This window comes from Bradyrhizobium sp. BR2003 (genome assembly GCF_009720285.1).
Lineage (GTDB): Bacteria > Pseudomonadota > Alphaproteobacteria > Rhizobiales > Xanthobacteraceae > Bradyrhizobium > Bradyrhizobium elkanii.
Map to the genome: position 1 here is coordinate 262,136 of NZ_SMYJ01000011.1, position 18,654 is coordinate 280,789.

Below are 18,654 nucleotides of genomic sequence, written 5' to 3' on the forward strand. Positions count from 1 at the left end.
CAGGATGCCGGTCATGGCTGCGCCTTCGGCGCGCCGCCCGACTGTTCGCCCCCTGCTGCCGGCGCGGGCGCCGGTCCGGTCTGCCCCTTCTGATCGCCTTCGCTATGCTCGTGCCGGCCGCGATGCTCGCCGTCCTTGCCCTGCCAGTCTTTCTTACCGTCCTTGCCCTGCCCTTCGCCTTGACCAGCGCCTTGCGCCCCGCGCTTGCCGTCAGGGTTGCGGCTGCGCTTGCGCGGCGCGAGATCGGCGGCCGGCGGCCTGTCGTCCTTGCCGACCACGACCTTCGCGCCATCCGCGAGATTGGCAAAGCCGGTCGTCACGACGCGGTCCGACGTGGTCAGACCGCTGGCGATGACGGCCTCATGCTCGTTCTGCTGGGTGACCGTGACCGGCTTGGCTGTGACGATGTCGCCCTCGCCGATCACGTAGCTGAAGGTGCCGGCCGGACCGCGCTGCACCGCCGAGGTCGGCACCACGATCGCCTGCGGCAGGGTCTCGACCTTGAGCCGCACATTGACGAACTGGCCGGGCCAGAGCTGGTAGCTGGCGTTGGGGAATTCGGCCTTCAGCTTCAGCGTGCCGGTGGTCGGATCGACCTGGTTGTCGATGCCGGTCAGCTTGCCGGTATCGATCACGGTGACGCCGTCATTGCCGAACACATCGACCGCAAGCTGGCCCTTCGCCGCCGCGGCGTTGACGCGCATGATCTGCTGTTGCGGCAAGCTGAACCACACCGCGATCGGCCGCAACAGGGTCAGGATCACGAGCCCGGTGGTATCGGCGGCGTGGATGATGTTGCCCTGGTCGACCTGGCGCAGGCCGGCGCGACCGGAGATCGGCGCGATAATCTTGGTGTAGCTCAGCGTCGCCGCCGCATTGTCGATCGCGGCCTGGTCGGCCTTGATCAGCGCCTCCTGCTGCGCAACCAGCGCACGCTGCGTGTCGGCCTGCTGCTTCGAGCCCGCGTTGCTGGCGGCAAGCTGCTCATAGCGGGCGAGATCAAGCTTCTGGTTGGCAAGCAGCGCCACGTCCTGCGCCTTCTTGGCGACGGCCTGATCGTACTGCGCCTGATAGATCGCAGGATCGATCTCCCCCAGCACGTCGTCCTTCTTGACGTCCTGGCCTTCGACGAAATTCACCTTGAGCAGCTTGCCGTCGACCTGCGAGCGCACGGTGACCGTGTTGAGCGCCTTCACCGAGCCGACGCCGTCGAGATAGACCGGCACGTCCTGCACATGCGGCGTGGCCGCAAGCACCGGCACCGGCAGGTCGGGCCGCCCGCCTCCGACGCGCCCGCCGCCTCCATTTTGCTTGGGCTGGAAGGCAAGCCAGCCGAGATAGCCGAGCCCGCCCAGAATCACGAGCGTGATCAGCAAGGACACCATGCGCCCGAGCAGGCGCGCGAGAAGGCTCCGCTTGCGCGGCGCCGTGCGTTTCTCGTCGTCCGTCGAGTCGGGCTTAAAGAGCATCGACCGGTCTTTCCATCTTCGGTTCCCAGCCGCCCCCCAAGGCCTGATACAGGCTCACGATCGCCAATAGCCGGGCCAGTTGGGCCTGCGAATAGGCATCTTCCGCCTGGAACAGGGTCAGCTGCGTGTTTAGCACAGTTACGATATCGGCGGTGCCGGCCTTGAGCTGCTGCTCGGCGAGGTCGAAGGCCCGCCGCGACGACGACAGCACGTCGCGCTGCAGCTGCAGCCGCCGCGTGGTCTCGCGGATCGCAACCAGCGCATTGTCGACGTCGGTGAACGACTGCACCACCGTCTTGCGGTAGGTCTGCAGCAACTCGTCCTGCTTGGCCTTGGTGTATTCGAAATTGCCGAGGATCCGGCCGCCGTCGAAAATCGGCTGGGTCATGCTGCCGACCAGGTTGAAGAAGGCGGCATGCGGCTGGAACAGCGAGACCAGCGCCTGGCTCTGGTAGCCGCCCGTTCCGGTCAGCTGGATGCTCGGGAAGAACTGTGCCCGCGCGCTGCCGACATTGGCGGTGGCGGATGCGAGCTGCGCTTCCTGCCGGCGGATATCGGGACGCTGGGTCAGCAATTCAGACGGCAGGCCCGGCGTGACGCGAGGGATCGCAACGGCGTTGAGCGAGCCGCCGGAGACGCGCACGCTTTCCGGCGGCCGCGACACCAGCACCGCGAGTGCGTTGATATTCTGGTCGAGCGTCTGCCGCAGCGGCGGCACCAGCGCGCGCTGGTTGGCGAGCACGCTCTCCTGCTGCGCGACGTCGAGATCGGAGCCGGTGCCGGCCTTGAAGCGCTCCTTGATCGCATTGAGGATGCGCTCGGCGCTGGCGATGTTGCGCTGCGCGGTGCGCAGCCGGTCCTGCGTCGCGAGCACCGTGAAATAAGCATTGGCGACGCTCGCCAGCGTGGTCAGCGCCACCACCTCGCGGTCGAACCGGTTGGCAACGGCGGTCTCCTCCGCCGCCTGTGCGGCGTCGCGGTTCTGGCCCCAGAAGTCGAGCTGATAGCTGGCGCTCAGCGAGGCGTTGTAGTTCACCACCTCGCGCCCGCCATTGGTGAGGCCGCTGGCGCTGGAGCCGGAGGTGCGCGAGTAGGTTTCCGATCCGTTGAGATTGAGGGTCGGCAGCAGCGCCGCGCCGGCCTGCCGCGCCAGCGCATCGGCCTGGCGGAAGCGCGCAACCGCAGCGGCAATGTCGAGGTTGACGGTCTGCGCCTCCTCCATCAGCTGGGTCAGCTCCCTGGAGCGGAAGCCGCGCCACCAGTCGAGCGTCGGAAGCGCGTCGCCCGGCCGGCCGAGACGCGCGGCCTTGTAGCCCTGGGGCACGTCGAGCGCCGGATCAGGGATGTCCTGGGTCAGAATGCAGCCGGCAGAGCCAGCGACCAGGCCGAGTGCAACAAGCGAGCGCCCCGCGAGCCGGCGCGCGCGGACGGCGAGGCCGAACCGGCCTCCAGGCACCATCACGGACACGGGCTGGGTCACACCCGTTCTCCGCCGAAGCCAGACTTCGCCCGTGGCGCGCGAATGACGCGTTCAGCGATGGTCTGGATGACGTTCACGGGGGTAATGCTTCCAATGGAACCTGCCTGTCCCATCCTACCCTTGGGACAATGGGGCGGACAGCCCCGTCACGATTGCGTGGCGTCGCATCGCAAGCGATTCGTGGCTACCTTGAATGCCGACTTTTCCCTATTTTTTACGGCATTTCCGCGTATTTCGGACCCGTGCCGGAAGTCACGATTCTTACAGAGATTTCATGGGGATTTCTCGGCTCCTGTTGCATTGAATCCGCAAGATGTGCTGGCGCCGCGCCAAACTCGCGCCACCGCGCAGCGCGCCGCCAGGTCTTGATCGGCCTGGGGCGCGTAACTCACGCAAAAACCGCGGACCACAGGATGATTCTGCTGGCCGACCCGACCGCCGCAAAACGGCGTTCTCGCCAAGCCCGTGACATCCGCGCCTGCGAGGTCAAGCGTGTTGAACCGGTCTCTTGTCGCAGTGCAAAAGCCCTTCCCTTTTTCGATCAGCACACTAGGTTCGCCAAGCAAGACACAGACCGGCAAAGAAATTCCCCGACATGATATTCAACAAAGACGTCATCGAAGCGATCGGCAACACCCCGCTCATCAAGCTGAAACGCGCGTCCGAACTGACCGGCTGCACCATTCTCGGCAAGGCCGAATTCATGAACCCGGGCCAGTCGGTGAAGGATCGCGCCGGCAAATGGATGATCCTGGAGGCCGAGAGGCGCGGCGCGCTGAAGCCCGGCGGCCTCGTGGTCGAATCGACCGCGGGCAATACCGGGATCGGGCTTGCGGTCGTGGCGAGTGCGCGCGGCTATCGTACCCTGATCGTCATTCCGGAGACGCAGAGCCAGGAAAAGAAGGACATGCTGCGGCTGTGCGGCGCCGAACTCGTCGAGGCGCCGGCGCTGCCCTTCGCCAATCCGAATAACTATCAGCATCTCGGCAAGCGTCTCGCCGAGCAGCTACGCAAGACCGAACCGAACGGCGTGCTGTTCGCCGATCAGTGGAACAACCTCGACAATCCCAAGGCGCACTACGACTCGACCGGACCGGAAATCTGGCAGCAGACCGACGGCAAGGTCGACGGCTTCATCTGCTCGGTCGGCACCGGCGGCACGCTTGCCGGCGTCAGCCGCTACCTGAAGGAAAAGAACCCGGCCATCGTCACCGCCTGCGCCGATCCGCACGGCTTCGGGATGTACGAACTGTTCAAGAATGGACAGGTCAAATCGACGCCGGGCGACTCGATCACGGAAGGCATCGGGCTCGGACGCGTCACGCCCGTGGTCGAGACAGCGAAGGTCGACACCGCGTTCCTGATCTCCGACGAGGAAGCCGTGACCATCATCTATGACCTTCTGGAGCACGAAGGCCTGTGCCTCGGCGGCTCGACCGGCGTCAACATCGCCGGCGCGATCCAGCTCGCCAAGCAGCTCGGCCCCGGCAAGACCATCGTCACCATTCTCTGCGATTCCGGCAACCGCTATCAGTCCAAGCTGTTCAACCCGGCCTTCATGCGCTCGAAGAACCTGCCGGTCCCGGAATGGCTGGAAAAGCGCAGCAAGATCGAGCTGCCGCTGGTCTGAGGTGTGAATGAGGCACGTCATTCCGGGATGCTGCGTCAGCACCAGACCTCAGATGCGCAATTGCGCATCGGGGAATCTCGAGATTCCGGGTTCGATGCTTACGTATCGCCCCGGAATGACGTCAAACGTCACCGCAAGATTTGACTTAGGAACAGCTTCGACCGCGCGTGTTGCGGGTTGGCGAAGAATTCCTGCGGCGTGTTCGATTCGATGATCTGGCCCGCGTCCATGAAGACGACGCGGTTGGCGACCTCGCGGGCAAAGCCCATTTCATGGGTGACGACCAGCATGGTCATGCCCTCCTTGGCAAGATCGACCATGGTGTCGAGCACTTCCTTCACCATCTCCGGGTCGAGCGCCGAGGTCGGCTCGTCGAACAGCATCACCTTCGGGTTCATGGTCAGCGCGCGGGCGATCGCAACGCGCTGCTGCTGACCGCCCGACATCTGGCCGGGAAACTTGTTGGCCTGATGCGGGATCTTGACCCGCTCGAGGAACTTCATCGCGGTGGCCTCGGCATCCTTCTTCGGGATGTTGCGCACCCAGATAGGCGCCAGCGTGCAATTGTCGAGCACGGTGAGATGCGGGAACAGGTTGAAGCTCTGGAACACCATGCCGACCTCGCGGCGGACCTCGTCGACACGGCGCAGGTTCGGGCCGAGGTCGATGCCGTCGACCACGATCTCGCCCTCCTGGAATTCCTCCAGCGCGTTGATGCAGCGGATCAGGGTCGACTTGCCCGAACCGGAGGGGCCGCAGATCACGATGCGCTCGCCCCTGCCGACCTCCAGGTTGATGTCACGCAGCACGTGGAAGTCGCCGTACCATTTGTTGAGGGCGGAAATGTTGACGATCGGGGTTGTGGACATGGTGACCTTGTTCAGTGGCGGCGGTGGGCGTTGAGCCGGTTTTCGACGAACAGCGAGTAGCGCGACATTCCAAAGCAGAACACGAAGTAGATCATTCCAGCGAAGGCGAAGCCGGTAAAGGCCGTGGTCGGCGTCGACCAGGTCGGATCGGAGAACGTCGCATGCAACGACCCCAAGAGGTCGAACAGCGCGACGATCGAAACCAGCGAGGTGTCCTTGAACAGCGCGATGAAGCTGTTGACGAGACCCGGAATGACGTGGCGCAGCGCCTGCGGCATCACGATCAACGACGTGGTCTTCCACCAGGACAGACCGAGCGCGCTCGCCGCCTCGCCCTGCCCGCGCGGGATCGCGGCAAGGCCGCCGCGCACCACCTCGGCCTGATAGGCGCCGGCAAACAGCGCGATGCCGATCAGCGCGCGGACCAGCCCGTCGACGTTGAAATTGCCCGGCAGGAACAGCGGCAGCATGTAGGTCGCGAAGAACAGCACCGTGATCAGCGGCACGCCGCGCCAGAACTCGATGAAGGCGATCGAGAAGATCCGGATCAGCGGAATGGTCGAGCGGCGGCCCAGCGCCAGCGCGATCCCGATCGGCATCGAGGTGACGATGCCGGTGACCGACACCACCAGCGTCACCAGGAGGCCGCCCCACAGCCTGGTGTCGACGATGGGCAGTCCGCCGCGGTCGAGCCCCATCAGCTTGATCACGATCGCGATGCCGGCAAAGCTCGCGAGGCTCCCGAGCAGCGCACGTTGTCCGGTTCGCATGCCGCCGCCGAGGAAAAACAGGATCAGCGAGACGATCGCCGTGGTGAGCAGGAAGTCGAACCACAACGGCTGGCTCGACATCTGGAGCTGCTCGCGCAGCGAGGTCAGCGGAAAGATCAGCCAGCCGATCAGGCTGCCGACGAGCACGATGATCTTGCCGACGGCCCACAGCAGCGGCCCGATCGCCGAATTACGGCTGAGATTGACCAGCACCTGCCCCGCATTGACGATGCTGTCGTCGAACAGCTGCAACAGGCTCGCGACCCAGCTGACGCCGAAACCGGCTAGTCCACCGCCGCGCAGCAGGAAGAAGGCGACCGCCGGAAACGCGAAGAAGAACAGGCCCGCATTCAGGCCCTTCGCTGGCAGGCGCGGAATAAGGAGTGGCAGCAACAGGACGGCCGCGAGGACGAAGGTCAGGTTGACGCGCCAGCGTTCGGCTTCGGGGTAGAAGCCATAGATCAGCTGGGTGAGCTTGGCCTGGATGTAGGGCCAGCAGGCGCCGACCTGGCGGCCGGCGGTCTCGGCGAGGCATGCATTGCGGTCCTTGCCGCTCCAGACCGCATCGACCAGCAGGAACCTGAACGCGGGAACGATCGTGTACCAGAGCAGCCCCAGCGCCAGGATCGTCAGCAGGATGTTGGTCGGCGAATTCAAGAGCCGCGTGCGGATGAAACCGACGAGGCCGGTGGTCTTCACCGGCGCCCGGCGTTCTGGCACCAGGTCCTGCCTAACAAAGGATGACGCGGTGGCGTCGGTCATGCCCCAAGGCTCCGGTTGATGCGCCAGCCATAGACGCTCATGATCGCGCTGGTGACCAGCGAAATCAGCAGGTACACGCCCATGGTGATGGCGATGATCTCGATCGCCTGGCCGGTCTGGCTCAGCGTCGTTCCGGCAAATACCGAGACCAGGTCGGGATAGCCGATCGCGACCGCCAGCGACGAATTCTTGGTCAGGTTGAGATACTGGTTGGTCAGTGGCGGAACGATGACGCGCATCGCCTGGGGCACGACGATCAGCCGCAAGGTGGTGCCGCGCGACAGGCCGAGCGACGAGCCGGCTTCCATCTGTCCCTTATGGACCGACAGAATACCGGCGCGGACGATCTCGGCGATGAAGGCCGCCGTATAGGTCGACAGCGCGACCACCAGCGCAACCAGCTCCGGAATGACGCGTGCGCCGCCGGCGAAGTTGAAGCCCTTGAGTTGCGGCAGCTCGAAGGTCACCGGCAAGCCGAACACCAGCGTCGTCACCAACGGCAATCCGACCAGCAGGCCGAGCACATAGGGCCAGATCCGGATCGCCTGCCCGCGTTGAAACAGCGCCCGCCTTGCGTAGCCGCGCAGCGCCAGCGCGCCCGCGATGGCGATCGCGAGCGCGATCAGAAACGGATCAAGCCCGGCCTCGCCGATCGGCCGCGGGATCACCAGCCCGCGATTGGAGAGGAAGAAGGCGTTGAACAGCGAGATGCTCTGGCGCGGCCCCGGCAGCGCCGCCAGCACCGCAAGGTACCAGAACAACAGCTGGAACAGCAGCGGCAGATTGCGGACGATCTCGACATAGATCTCGCCGAGCCGCGCCAGCAGCCAGTTCGGCGACAGCCGGCACAGCGCCACGATGAAGCCGATGATGGTGGCGACGACGATGCCAATGCCCGCAACCAGCAGCGTGTTGAACAGGCCGACAAAGAACACCCGCGTATAGGTGTCCGATCCCGAATACGGGATCAGATTCAGGCTGACGTCGAAGCCCGCATTGTTTTTGAGAAAGCCGAACCCGGAGGCAATGCGCTGCGTCTCCAGGTTGGCGCGGGCATTGGCCACGATCTCATAGGCGACCCAGGCCAACACCGCCGCGAACACGATCTGCACGGCAAGGCCAGTCCAGCCGGACTGACCGCCGAGCGCGCGCTTCAGGCGGAAGATGAACTGCGGCGGTGGCTTTCGGGGCTCGGTCGTCATCGCCGCAGCCGCCTCGTCGCCGATCAGCGGATCGGAGGCGCGTACTGGATGCCGCCCTTGTTCCAGAGATTGTTGAGCCCGCGTGCAATCTGCAGCTTCGACCCGGCGCCGACGTTGCGATCGTACATCTCGCCGTAATTGCCGACGGCCTTGATGATGCGGGAGAACCAGTCCTTGGTCAGGCCGAGCTGCTCACCGAGATTGCCGTCGGTGCCGAAGGCGCGCTTGAGGTCGGGCTTGTCCGACTTGGCCATCTCGTCGACGTTCTTCTGGGTGACGCCGAGCTCCTCGGCATTGATCTGGGCGAACAGCGCCCACTTCACGATGTCGAACCACTGGTCGTCGCCATGGCGAACCATCGGGCCGAGCGGCTCCTTGGAGATGATCTCGGGCAGCACGACGTGGTCGGCCGGGTTGGCGAGTTTCAGCCGCTGCGCATAGAGCTGGGACACGTCGGAGGTGAACACGTCGCAGCGGCCGGTCTCGTAGGCCTTCACGGTCTCGTCGGCGCCGGCGAACGCGATCACCTCGTACTTCATGTTGTTGCCCTTGAAGTAGTCGGCGAGGTTCTGCTCGGTCGTGGTGCCGGTCTGCACGCAGACCGACGCGCTGTTCAGCTCCAGCGCCGAGTTCACCTTCAGCGACTTCTTCACCAGAAAGCCCTGCCCGTCATAATAGGTCACGCCGGTGAAGTTGGCGCCGAGCGACGTATCGCGCGACAGCGTCCAGGTGGTGTTGCGCGACAGCACGTCGATCTCGCCCGACTGCAGCGCGGTGAAGCGGTCCTTGGCCGACAGCGGCACGAACTTGACCTTGGACGGATCGTCGAAGATCGCCGCGGCGATGCCACGGCAGATGTCGACGTCGATGCCGGTCCAGTTCCCCTTGTCGTCCGGCGACGAGAAGCCCGGCAGGCCGCCGCTGACGCCGCAGGACAGCTGGCCTCGGTCCTTGACCGTCTTGAGGGTTTGCGCCGAGGCGGCCTGGACCGACAGGGCGGCGGCAGCGGCAAGGGTGACAGCCAGGGATACGCGTTTCATGGGCGGGGCCTTTCAGGGTCGTCCGGTGGACGTTTGCTTTGTGATCGCCTCGCGTTCACGGGCCATCCCAATGATCCCTTGCAGCAAAAATGCCGCTTTGACCGGCAGTTTGACCTGCAAACCGGTCGGGCAACGGATCGTAGGTCGCGGCAGGCCCCTCAACGTGCGGCGACTGGTAGTTGCGCCGCATCACATAGCGACTGACGAGCCGGGTCAAGGGGTTGACGCATGTCTTCTGCCTCTTGTTAGTAACACCTCCCGGCCCGGCCCTGTCTTCCCGACGCGGCACGGCTGCGGCAACAAGTCTAAAGTCTAACGGCAGCGCTCCATGACCTCCTCCGACGGCTCCACACCCTCCCACCCGCAACAGGCCGCGACCCGTCTGGTCACGGCTGGCCGCGACACCAAGGCCCAGAAGGGCTTTGTCAATCCGCCGGTGTTTCACGGCTCGACCGTGCTCTATCCGACCGCGGAGGACCTCCATGCCCATCGCGCCGAATTTACCTATGGGCGCCATGGCAGCCCGACCACGCGGGCACTGCAGGACGTGCTGATGGCGCTGGAAGGCCCGCAATGCGCCGGCGTCGGCCTTGCCCCGTCAGGACTGGCGGCGATCAGCACCACGCTGCTTGCCGTGCTGAAGGCCGGCGATCACCTCCTGGTGTGCGACAATGCCTATCGGCCGACCCGCAATTTCTGCGACAACATGCTCAAGCGCTACGGCATCGAGACCGGCTATTTCGATCCGCTGGTCGGCGCCGGCATCGAGACGCTGTTCAAGCCGAATACCCGCGCGGTGCTGATCGAAGCGCCCGGCTCGCAGACGTTCGAGATGCCGGACGTGCGGGCGATATCGGCCGTGGCGCACGCCCGCGGCGCGCTCATGATCGACGACAATACCTGGGCGACGCCGCTCTATCACCGCTCGCTCGAACAGGGCGTCGACATCAGCATGCAGGCCGGCACCAAATATATCGGCGGCCACTCCGACATCATGTTCGGCACCATCGCAGCCAATGCGAAGACCTGGCCGCTGATCCAGGAGGCGATCCGCCTGCTCGGCGTCTGCGCCGGCCCCGACGACGTCTATCTCGCGCTGCGCGGGGTTCGCACGCTATCGGTGCGGCTTGCGCAGCACCACCACTCCGGGCTCGAGATCGCGCGCTGGCTCAGCGCGCGGACCGAGGTCGATCGCGTGCTGCACCCTGCCCTCGACACCGATCCCGGGCATGCGATCTGGAAACGCGACTTCACCGGCGCCTCCGGGCTGTTCAGCATCGTGCTGAAGCCGGTGCCGCAGACCGCGGTCGATGCAATGCTGAACGCGCTCACCCTGTTCGGCATGGGCTTTTCCTGGGGCGGCTTCGAAAGCCTCGCCATCCCGTTCGACTGCAGCGACTATCGCACAGCGACCAAATGGTCGCCGGGCGGGCCGACGCTGCGGCTGCATATCGGGCTCGAGAATCTCGACGACCTCAAGGCCGACCTCGATCGTGGATTTGCGGCGCTGAAGGCCGCGCTCTGATCCTCCCGCGCTGCGCGCACGTTAGACGACATTAACCAGGCCCGACCGGCGATGACGCCGCGTTTGCGACCAACGTCGTATGCCTTGAGTATGCGCGATCTCCGGGATTCTGCGGAGATGCGACGGCGCCGATAACTCGCCGTTCACCATCCCCACCAATCCCTTAATTGTCCGGACCTTCCATCAAGTTCCCTTATACTTTTGCGGCCGTAGTGATGCCTCGGGAAGGGCTGTCAGTGCCGCAAGGACGCGATTGCCCTGTGTGAAGGGCATTCAGACAATCGCATGAAGACGGCACGCATCGTGGTCCTCGGCATCGCCGGCGTCGCAGGCCTCGCGGCCATGTATCTCGCGAGCGTTGGCGATCGCAAACCGGCGCCGGTTGCGCCGCCCGTCGCGCAACTGCCGACCGTCGAAGTGCTGGTCGCAAAGTCCGACATCGGGCTCGGTCAATCGGTCAAGGCCGAAGACATCCAGTGGCAGCGTTGGCCGGCCGAAACTGCCAGCAGCGCGTTCATCCGCCACGACGCTAACGCCAATGCCATGAACGACGTCATCGGTTCGATCGCACGCGCGCCCTTCATCGTCGGCGAACCGATCCGCGAGCAGAAGCTGGTCAAGGCCAATGGAAGCGGCTTCATGGCCGCGATCCTGCCCTCCGGAATGCGCGCGATCTCCACCGAAATCTCGCCGGAGACCGGCGCCGGCGGCTTCATTCTGCCGAACGACCGCGTCGATGTGATCCTGTCGCGACGCGACAAGAATCCCGACCAGCAAGGCGGCCGCGATATCGTCACCACTGAAATCCTGCTGTCCAATGTCCGCGTGCTGGCGATCGACCAGGCGCCGAAGGAGAAGGACGGCAACAACTCCCTCGTCGGCAAGACCGTGACCCTCGAGCTCAAGCCTGAACAGGCCGAGACGCTGGCGCGCGCCCGGCAGAGCGGCACGCTGGCGCTGGCGCTGCGCAGCATCGCCGACGTCAACGAGCAGACCGACGAGACCAGAGACCATGCCCCGAAGCGGGGCGAGAGCATCAAGGTGGTGCGCTTCGGCATCCCGAGCTCTCTGACGACACAGAAGTGATGGGGGCTTCGATATGACGACGGGTGCGAAACAAATGGCGACGTCGACCACGCTGGTCCGCGCGCTGTCATTCTCGGCGATCACTGCGCTGATGCTGATCCCTCCGCTCGCCAGCGCGGCCGATCCCGACAAGAACGCGGACGTCGCGGTGACGAGCAGCATCGCCGCCAAGACGCGCTCCGTCTCACTCGGCGTTGGCAAGTCGGTCGTGGTCGACCTGCCGCGCGAGGCCAAGGACGTTCTGGTCGCCGATCCCAAGATCGCCAACGCCGTGATCCGCTCGGCGCAGCGCGCCTATATCATCGGCGCGGCGGTCGGCCAGACCAACGTGGTGTTCTTCGACGCCGACGGCAACCAGGTCGCCTCCTACGACATCGCCATCAAGCGCGACCTCAACGGCATGCGCGCCGCGCTGAAGCAGATGCTGCCCGGCGTCCAGATCGAGGGCGTCGGCGATAGCGTCGTCCTGACCGGCACGGTCGCAAGCCCGGTCGAGGCCCAGCAGGCCGGCGACATCGCCGCCAAACTGGTCGGCAGCGCCGACAAGGTCGTCAATTCCATCGTGGTCCGCGGCCGCGACCAGGTGATGCTGAAAGTCACCGTCGCCGAAGTCCGCCGGGACGTCGTCAAGCAGCTCGGCGTCGACCTCAGCGCCAACATGAACTACGGCACCGCCGCGGTGGTCTTCAACAACGCCAACGCCTTCACCGCCAACAACGGTGCGCTCGCCCCCACCAACGGGCTGACGGGCGCAGCCCTGAACAAGCTCGGCGTGCCGACCGTCACCGCGACGCTGCGCGCGATGGAGAGCGCGGGCGTGGTGAAGACGCTGGCCGAACCCAACCTCACCGCGATCTCCGGCGAGTCGGCGACCTTCATTTCGGGCGGCGAGTTTCCGATTCCAACCGGCGTCACCTGCCAGACGACGACGTCGGGCACGATCGGCAATTGTGTCCAGACCGTCAGCTTCAAGAAGTTCGGCATCTCGCTCAACTTCACTCCGGTGGTTCTAACCGAGGGACGGATCAGCCTGAAGGTGATGACCGAGGTCTCCGAAGTCTCGATGGACAACGCCCTGACCGGCGGCCAGAACGGCACGACCATTCCCTCGATCAAGACCCGCCGCGCCGACACCACGCTGGAAGTACCCTCCGGTGGCTCGATCGCGATGGCCGGTTTGATCCAGGAGCAGACCAAGCAGGCCATCAACGGCATGCCCGGCGTCGATCAGATCCCGATCCTCGGCCAGCTCTTCAGGAGCCAGGACTTCGTCAACAACGAGACCGAGCTCATGGTCATCGTGACGCCCTACGTCGTGCGCGCCGTTGCGCAGAAGGAGCTGTCCCGTCCCGACGACGGATTTGCCCCGGCATCCGACGCGCAGTCGGCGCTGCTGGCGCGCGTCAATCGCATCTACGGCGTTGCCGCCCGCAGCGAGCCGATCGGCGCAACGCCGGTCAATTTCGGCTTCATCATCGACTGAGGCGCGGACCTGAAGGGGTTGGGGGGATCCTATGATGACACGCAACACACAAGCCGGTCGTGCCAGGACGCTGTCGCTGTTCGGCGCCCTCGTCGTCAGCGCGATCGCGCTCGGCGGCTGCAATCTGACGGGCGATAATATTGCCACCGGCACGGTGGGCGACGACTACCGGCAGCGGCATCCGATCGCGGTCACCGAAGGCGAACAATCGATCGTCGTCTTCATCGGCCGCGCCCGCGGCAACCTCACCGAAACGCAGCGCGACGACGTCATGGGGCTGGCGCGGACCTGGCGCCGCGAAGGCACCGGCGCGATTGCGATCGACGTGCCGGCCGACAGCTCGAACGCGCGCTCGGCACAGGCCGTGTATCAGGAGATCCGCGGCGTGCTGGCGTCGATGGGCGTGCCCGCCCATGCCATCACCAAGCGCGCCTATCATCTGGACGATCCGCGCGCGCTTCCGACCATTCGCCTCAGCTATCCGAAGATGGCCGCCGTCGCCGGTCCCTGCGGAGTGTGGCCGAGCGACCTCGGTCCCTCGATCTACAATCCGAGCTACAACCAGAACAAGCAGCACGACAATTTCGGCTGCGCCACGCAGCGTAACCTTGCCGCGATGGTCGCCAATCCGTCCGACCTCGAACAGCCGCGAACCGAGACCGCAGCCTATACGCCGCGCCGTTCGATCGCGTTCGACAAATACCGCAAGGGTGAGTCGACCGCGACCGCCTACCCCGAAGCCGAGAAAGCCAAGCTGAGCGACGCCGCGAAATGACCGAACAACAGGACGAGCCGCAGCACGCCAACGATTACATCGCACCGGCGCCGCGGATTTCCGTGCAGGCGTTCTGCGCCAGCGTCGCGACCGCCGCCAACGCACGCGCGGCTGCCGACGACCGCCGGCTCGCCAAGGCTCATCTCTCCGTCCATATGGGCGGCATCGCCGCGGCGATCGACGCCTACCACAAGGCACCGACGCCCAACGTCATCATGCTCGAGACCGAACCGGATCATGATTTCCTCGCCGGTCTCGACGAGCTCGCCACGGTCTGCGATCCCGGCACCCGCGTCGTGGTGCTCGGCACGCCCGGCGAGACTGCGCCGTATCGCGAACTGGTCCGACGCGGCGTCAACGACTACGTCATCGGGCCGGTCAAGGTGCTCGACATCGTGCGCTCGATCTGCAGCCTGTTCTCGGCCTCCGAAGCGGTCTCGGTCGGCCGCCTGATCGCGGTCGCGGGCGCCAAGGGCGGCGTCGGCGCCTCGACCATTGCCCACAATGTCGCCTGGACCATCGCGCGCGACCTCGGGCTGGACTCGGTCGTCGTCGATCTCGACCTCGCCTTCGGTACCGCCGGCCTGGACTACAATCAGGACCCAGTGCAGGGCATCGCCAACGCCGTGTTCTCGCCCGAACGTCCTGACTCTGCCTTCATGGAGCGCCTGCTCGCAAAGTGCGGCGATCATCTCAGCCTGCTGGCGGCGCCGGCCACCCTCGACCAGGTCTACGATTTCGGCGCCGAAGCGTTCGATGCCATCTTCGATACGATGCGCATGACGACGTCCTGCATCGTGCTCGACGTGCCGCATCAATGGACCGCCTGGACCAAACGCGTGCTGGTCGGTGCCGACGATATCCTGATCGTGGCCGAGCCCGACCTCGCCAACATGCGCAACACCAAGAACATGATGAACCTGTTGAGGACCGCGCGTCCGAACGACCGCCCGCCGCTCTACTGCCTGAACCAGGTCGGCATGTCGAAGCGCCCCGAGATCGAGGTCAAGGATTTCGCCAAGACGATCGAGAGCCAGCCGATCGCGACCATCCCGTTCGACTGCAGGCTGTTCGGTGAAGCGGCCAACAACGGCCAGATGATCGCGGAGGTCTCCGCGCGTCACCGCACCACAAGGACTTTCCTGCAGATCGCGCAGCGCCTCACCGGCCGCCCCGATCTCGCCGAAGCCCGCGAGTCGTTCCTGTCACCGATCCTCAAGAAGCTGCAGTCGCGCCGAAACGACGGGCGCCGGGCCGCCGGCTAGCGTCCCGTTCGAAAGCTCTAGTCGCGGTGACTGGCTGCGACCGGAATTTTCTCGGCGTCGGTGCGGCTCGCATCCCTGCGCGCCAACAGCCGCTTCAGCGCGGCGACATTGGCTGAGCCCTGGTCCGGCGGCAAATCGGCTTTCATGATGGTTTCCGCCTCGGACTGGCGGCCCTGCAAGCCAACCACGACGGCGAGATTGGTTCGCACCCGCATGTCGCCGGGGGCGCGCTCCCGGGCACGGCGCAGCGTCTCCTCGGCCTTCGGCAGGTCCTTCGACAGCAGGTAGGACAGCCCGATATTGGAGAGCACTGACGGATCGTCAGGCACGATCTTCAGCGCACTTGCATAATACTGCCGCGCCTCGTCGTGGCGATCGAGCTGGTCGAGCACGGCGCCCTGCGCCGACAGGATGCGCCAGTCCGGATCTTCCGGGGTATGCGCGCGCCCGAGGACGTCGAATGCCTGCTGGAAATTGCCGTTGTCGGCGAGCGCCCGGCCGTAACCTGCGAGCAGCGCCTTGTTGCTGGGCTGCGCCAGCACCGCCTGCTCCATGACGGCGACCGCCTGGGCCCGCTGGCCGGTGGCGCGCAGCGCCCGGGCGTATTTCAGCGCGGCGTCGGTGTCTTTCGGGTTGGCGCGAACGCGCTCGTGGTAGGTCGCGATGTCGCGCCGCGGATCGGCCGGGGCCGGCGTGGCCTCCGCCGTCTCGCCCAATGAGCCCGTGATGTCAGACGGGCCGGAGGTTTGACAGGCGGACAACCCGATCAGCAGGATCGCGGCAGATACCGTGCCCGCGAGACGGCGCGCGCGGCCTGAAGGTCGGGGTAATTTCTCAAACATAAATGAGACTCGGAACGGCGAAGGTTCCGGGATGCTCACAGCTTAACCCTAAGGTCCGGTTAAGGACGCCATCATGTCGCCGTCATCCGGCCCATGCGGTGCCGGACGCTTGGCGAGAAAGCAGCCAAATGGTAGATTTAGTCGACAAACTGGGCGCCGAACTCGTGCCCGATCTGCCAAGCCAGCCGGCACTGACGCGGACTGCCGGTCGACAGGATGATGGTGAATTCCGGCGGGATCTCCAGATATTCGGCGATCACCTTGACGCCGCCGGCCGAAATATCGGTGATCATGCAGTCGCGTGGCAGCGACCCTGTGCCCAGCTGAATTTTGGCGACGCTCCGGCACGGGCGGCGTTCGCTCTTGCGGCGATTCATAAACATTCTGATCCCCAAGCCTTTCTGGGCAACTTCCTGGCCTATCGTCATACCCGGGAAAGATTGGAAACTGCCTAGCGGAACTCCTAGCAATTGAGCGGTCGCGTTCGAGATTCGTTTACCCGGAGGCGCCCTCGCCGGGCTCCATCAATCAAAGATTGAATAGTTGAGGAGTAACGCTGCAGGTCGGACGCTCCTCCCGATGGGCGGATCCATTCAGCAGCGTCCGTCGCTCCCGCCCTGGTTCGCATGAGAACAAAAAGGGGTTGATCGCCAGTCGATAGACGATACCTATATCGTTTCGACTCGAATTCGCCGGGATGCCAGGAAGCATGGGAAGCATTGTTCTGCTCGATCTGATGGGGGGCGTGGCGCTGCTGCTGTGGGGCCTGCACATGGTCCATAGCGGGATTCTGCGCGCCTTCGGGCCGGATTTGCGGTTGCTGCTCGCCCGGGCGCTGCGCAATCGCTTTACCGCCCTTGGCGCCGGTCTCGGCCTGACCGCCCTGCTCCAGAGCTCGACCGCGACAGCGCTGATCACCAGTTCCTTCGCCGCCGAAGAGATCGTCAGCCTGGTGCCGGCGCTCGCGATCATGCTCGGCGCCAATATCGGCACTACCCTGATCGTGCAGGTGCTGTCGTTCAACGTCACCGCCATCGCGCCGGTTCTGTTCATTGTCGGCCTCGTCGCGTTCCGCAGCGGACCGCGCTCCCGGATCAAGGATCTCGGCCGTGTCTCGATCGGCCTCGGCCTGATGCTGCTGGCCCTGCACATCCTGCTCGATACGATGGCGCCCGCCGAGAATGCCCCGGGCGTGCGCGTGTTCCTGGGCGCGATCACCGGCGATCCAGTGCTCTGCATCCTGATCGGCGCCGTCGTCACCTGGCTGGTCCATTCCAGTGTCGCCAGCGTGCTGCTGGTGATGTCGCTGGCCTTTTCCCAGTTCATCTCGCCCTATGCCGCATTCGCGCTGGTGCTCGGCGCCAACCTCGGAAGCGCCATCAATCCGTTGCTGGAGGGCGCGCGGCGCGACAATCCGGCGAGCTACCGCCTGCCGGTCGGCAACCTCGTCAACCGCGTCGTCGGCATCCTGCTGGTGGCGCCGTTCCTGCGCCCGATCACCGAGATCATCTACGCCTGGCAACCCGATCTCGCCAAGGCGACGGCGCTGTTCCACATTGCCTTCAACGTTGCAACCGCGCTGCTGTTCATCGGCGTGCTCGACCACATGGCGCGGCTGCTCGAGCGTCTTTTGCCGAAGCGAGCGCAGCAGACCGATCCATCGCGGCCGCGCTATCTCGACGAGAGCGCGCTGGAGACGCCTTCACTGGCGCTGGCCGATGCGGCGCGCGAGGTGCTGCATATGGGCGATCACACCGAGGCCATGCTGCGCAAGGTGATGGCGGCGATGCTGACCAACGATCGCGCCCTGGTCGACCAGGTGTCGAAGATGGACAACACCGTCGACCGGCTGAACGAGGCGATCAAGCTTTACGTCACGAAACTCACCCGCGGCAGCCTGGACGAGCGCGAGGGCCAGCGCGCGATGGAGATCGTCGCGTTCGCGATCAATCTCGAACATATCGGCGACATCGTCGACAAAAACCTGAGCGAGCTCGCGACCAAGAAGATCAAGCATCGCCTGCAGTTCTCCGCCGAAGGCGCCGAGGAACTGTCGGCGTTCCACAAGCGCACGATCGACTCGCTGCGGATCGCATTCGGCGTGTTCATGTCGGGCGATGCCAACGAGGCGCGCAAGCTGCTCTCCGAGAAGGCGGCGCTGCGCGCGGCCGAACTGGCCGCCGTCGAGCGTCATCTGGAGCGCCTGCGCGAAGGTCGGCCCGAAACCATCGAGACCACCTCGCTGCATCTCGACGTGCTGCGCGACCTTCGCCGCATCCATTCGCACATCTGCTCGGTCGCCTATCCCGTGCTCGATGCCGCCGGCGAGACCGCCGCCGATCGCGAGAGCACGATGGCGACCACCGACGTTGCGGCGCCCGTGCCTTCGAGCTCTCCGGGCTCCTGACCCCGGCAAGGCCCGCCGCGGCGGCATGGCGTGATGCGATCTCCGCTCG

15 protein-coding genes are annotated in these 18,654 nt (G+C 65.2%); 7 read left to right on the forward strand and 8 right to left on the reverse strand.

The genetic code is table 11. From position 1 onward, the window contains the following. Positions 1 to 11: 11 nt before the first annotated feature. Both E2I15_RS07560 and E2I15_RS07565 read right to left on the reverse strand, forming a co-directional pair. Positions 12 to 1,469: an efflux RND transporter periplasmic adaptor subunit gene (locus E2I15_RS07560; protein ID WP_137481951.1), complete on the reverse strand. Its 1,458-nt coding sequence runs from the start codon at positions 1,467 to 1,469 to the stop codon at positions 12 to 14. Further along, positions 1,459 to 2,928, reverse strand: coding sequence for an efflux transporter outer membrane subunit (locus tag E2I15_RS07565; RefSeq protein ID WP_051447775.1), 1,470 nt, complete (start codon positions 2,926 to 2,928; stop codon positions 1,459 to 1,461). Before E2I15_RS07565 ends, E2I15_RS07560 begins: the two co-directional genes overlap by 11 nt. 616 nt (positions 2,929 to 3,544) lie before the next feature. Here E2I15_RS07565 and E2I15_RS07570 point away from each other — a divergent pair. Then, positions 3,545 to 4,579, forward strand: coding sequence for a cysteine synthase A (locus E2I15_RS07570; protein WP_137481953.1), 1,035 nt, complete (start codon positions 3,545 to 3,547; stop codon positions 4,577 to 4,579). Positions 4,580 to 4,707: 128 nt separating this feature from the next. Here the strand turns inward: E2I15_RS07570 and E2I15_RS07575 are convergent, their stop codons facing one another. The 4 genes from E2I15_RS07575 to E2I15_RS07590 are packed head-to-tail and all read right to left on the reverse strand — an operon-like array spanning position 4,708 to position 9,222. Further along, positions 4,708 to 5,448, reverse strand: coding sequence for an amino acid ABC transporter ATP-binding protein (locus E2I15_RS07575; RefSeq protein WP_137481955.1), 741 nt, complete (start codon positions 5,446 to 5,448; stop codon positions 4,708 to 4,710). 11 nt (positions 5,449 to 5,459) lie between these two features. After that, positions 5,460 to 6,980 (reverse strand): amino acid ABC transporter permease, encoded by a 1,521-nt coding sequence (locus tag E2I15_RS07580; protein ID WP_137481957.1) that lies wholly within the window; start codon positions 6,978 to 6,980, stop codon positions 5,460 to 5,462. Further along, entirely contained in the window at positions 6,977 to 8,182 is a 1,206-nt protein-coding gene (locus E2I15_RS07585) for an amino acid ABC transporter permease (RefSeq protein WP_137481959.1), read from the reverse strand. Before E2I15_RS07585 ends, E2I15_RS07580 begins: the two co-directional genes overlap by 4 nt. Before the next feature lie 23 nt (positions 8,183 to 8,205). Next, on the reverse strand, positions 8,206 to 9,222 hold the full coding sequence (locus E2I15_RS07590; RefSeq protein WP_028331912.1) for an amino acid ABC transporter substrate-binding protein: 1,017 nt from the start codon (positions 9,220 to 9,222) through the stop codon (positions 8,206 to 8,208). Between the two features lie 328 nt (positions 9,223 to 9,550). Between E2I15_RS07590 and metC the strand changes: the two genes are divergently transcribed. From metC to E2I15_RS07615, 5 genes are all read left to right on the forward strand, one after another. Beyond that, positions 9,551 to 10,747: a cystathionine beta-lyase gene (gene metC / locus E2I15_RS07595; protein WP_137481961.1), complete on the forward strand. Its 1,197-nt coding sequence runs from the start codon at positions 9,551 to 9,553 to the stop codon at positions 10,745 to 10,747. A 285-nt stretch (positions 10,748 to 11,032) separates the two neighbouring features. Then, positions 11,033 to 11,833, forward strand: a complete 801-nt coding sequence (cpaB, locus tag E2I15_RS07600) for a Flp pilus assembly protein CpaB (protein ID WP_016842117.1) — start codon at positions 11,033 to 11,035, stop codon at positions 11,831 to 11,833. Between the two features lie 34 nt (positions 11,834 to 11,867). After that, on the forward strand, positions 11,868 to 13,316 hold the full coding sequence (locus tag E2I15_RS07605) for a type II and III secretion system protein family protein (protein WP_137481963.1): 1,449 nt from the start codon (positions 11,868 to 11,870) through the stop codon (positions 13,314 to 13,316). 34 nt (positions 13,317 to 13,350) lie between these two features. Further along, positions 13,351 to 14,091, forward strand: coding sequence for a CpaD family pilus assembly protein (locus E2I15_RS07610; RefSeq protein ID WP_170991686.1), 741 nt, complete (start codon positions 13,351 to 13,353; stop codon positions 14,089 to 14,091). Beyond that, entirely contained in the window at positions 14,088 to 15,356 is a 1,269-nt protein-coding gene (locus tag E2I15_RS07615; RefSeq protein ID WP_137481967.1) for a CpaE/TadZ family protein, read from the forward strand. Before E2I15_RS07610 ends, E2I15_RS07615 begins: the two co-directional genes overlap by 4 nt. Positions 15,357 to 15,373: 17 nt before the next feature. Here E2I15_RS07615 and E2I15_RS07620 read toward each other — a convergent pair whose 3' ends face one another. Beyond that, positions 15,374 to 16,198: a tetratricopeptide repeat protein gene (locus E2I15_RS07620; protein WP_170991687.1), complete on the reverse strand. Its 825-nt coding sequence runs from the start codon at positions 16,196 to 16,198 to the stop codon at positions 15,374 to 15,376. A 137-nt stretch (positions 16,199 to 16,335) separates the two neighbouring features. Continuing rightward, positions 16,336 to 16,581 (reverse strand): PilZ domain-containing protein, encoded by a 246-nt coding sequence (locus E2I15_RS07625; protein ID WP_026192789.1) that lies wholly within the window; start codon positions 16,579 to 16,581, stop codon positions 16,336 to 16,338. 326 nt (positions 16,582 to 16,907) lie between these two features. Here E2I15_RS07625 and E2I15_RS07630 point away from each other — a divergent pair, with 326 nt between their 5' ends. Next, positions 16,908 to 18,605, forward strand: coding sequence for a Na/Pi cotransporter family protein (locus tag E2I15_RS07630; protein ID WP_137481969.1), 1,698 nt, complete (start codon positions 16,908 to 16,910; stop codon positions 18,603 to 18,605). Positions 18,606 to 18,654: the final 49 nt, after the last annotated feature.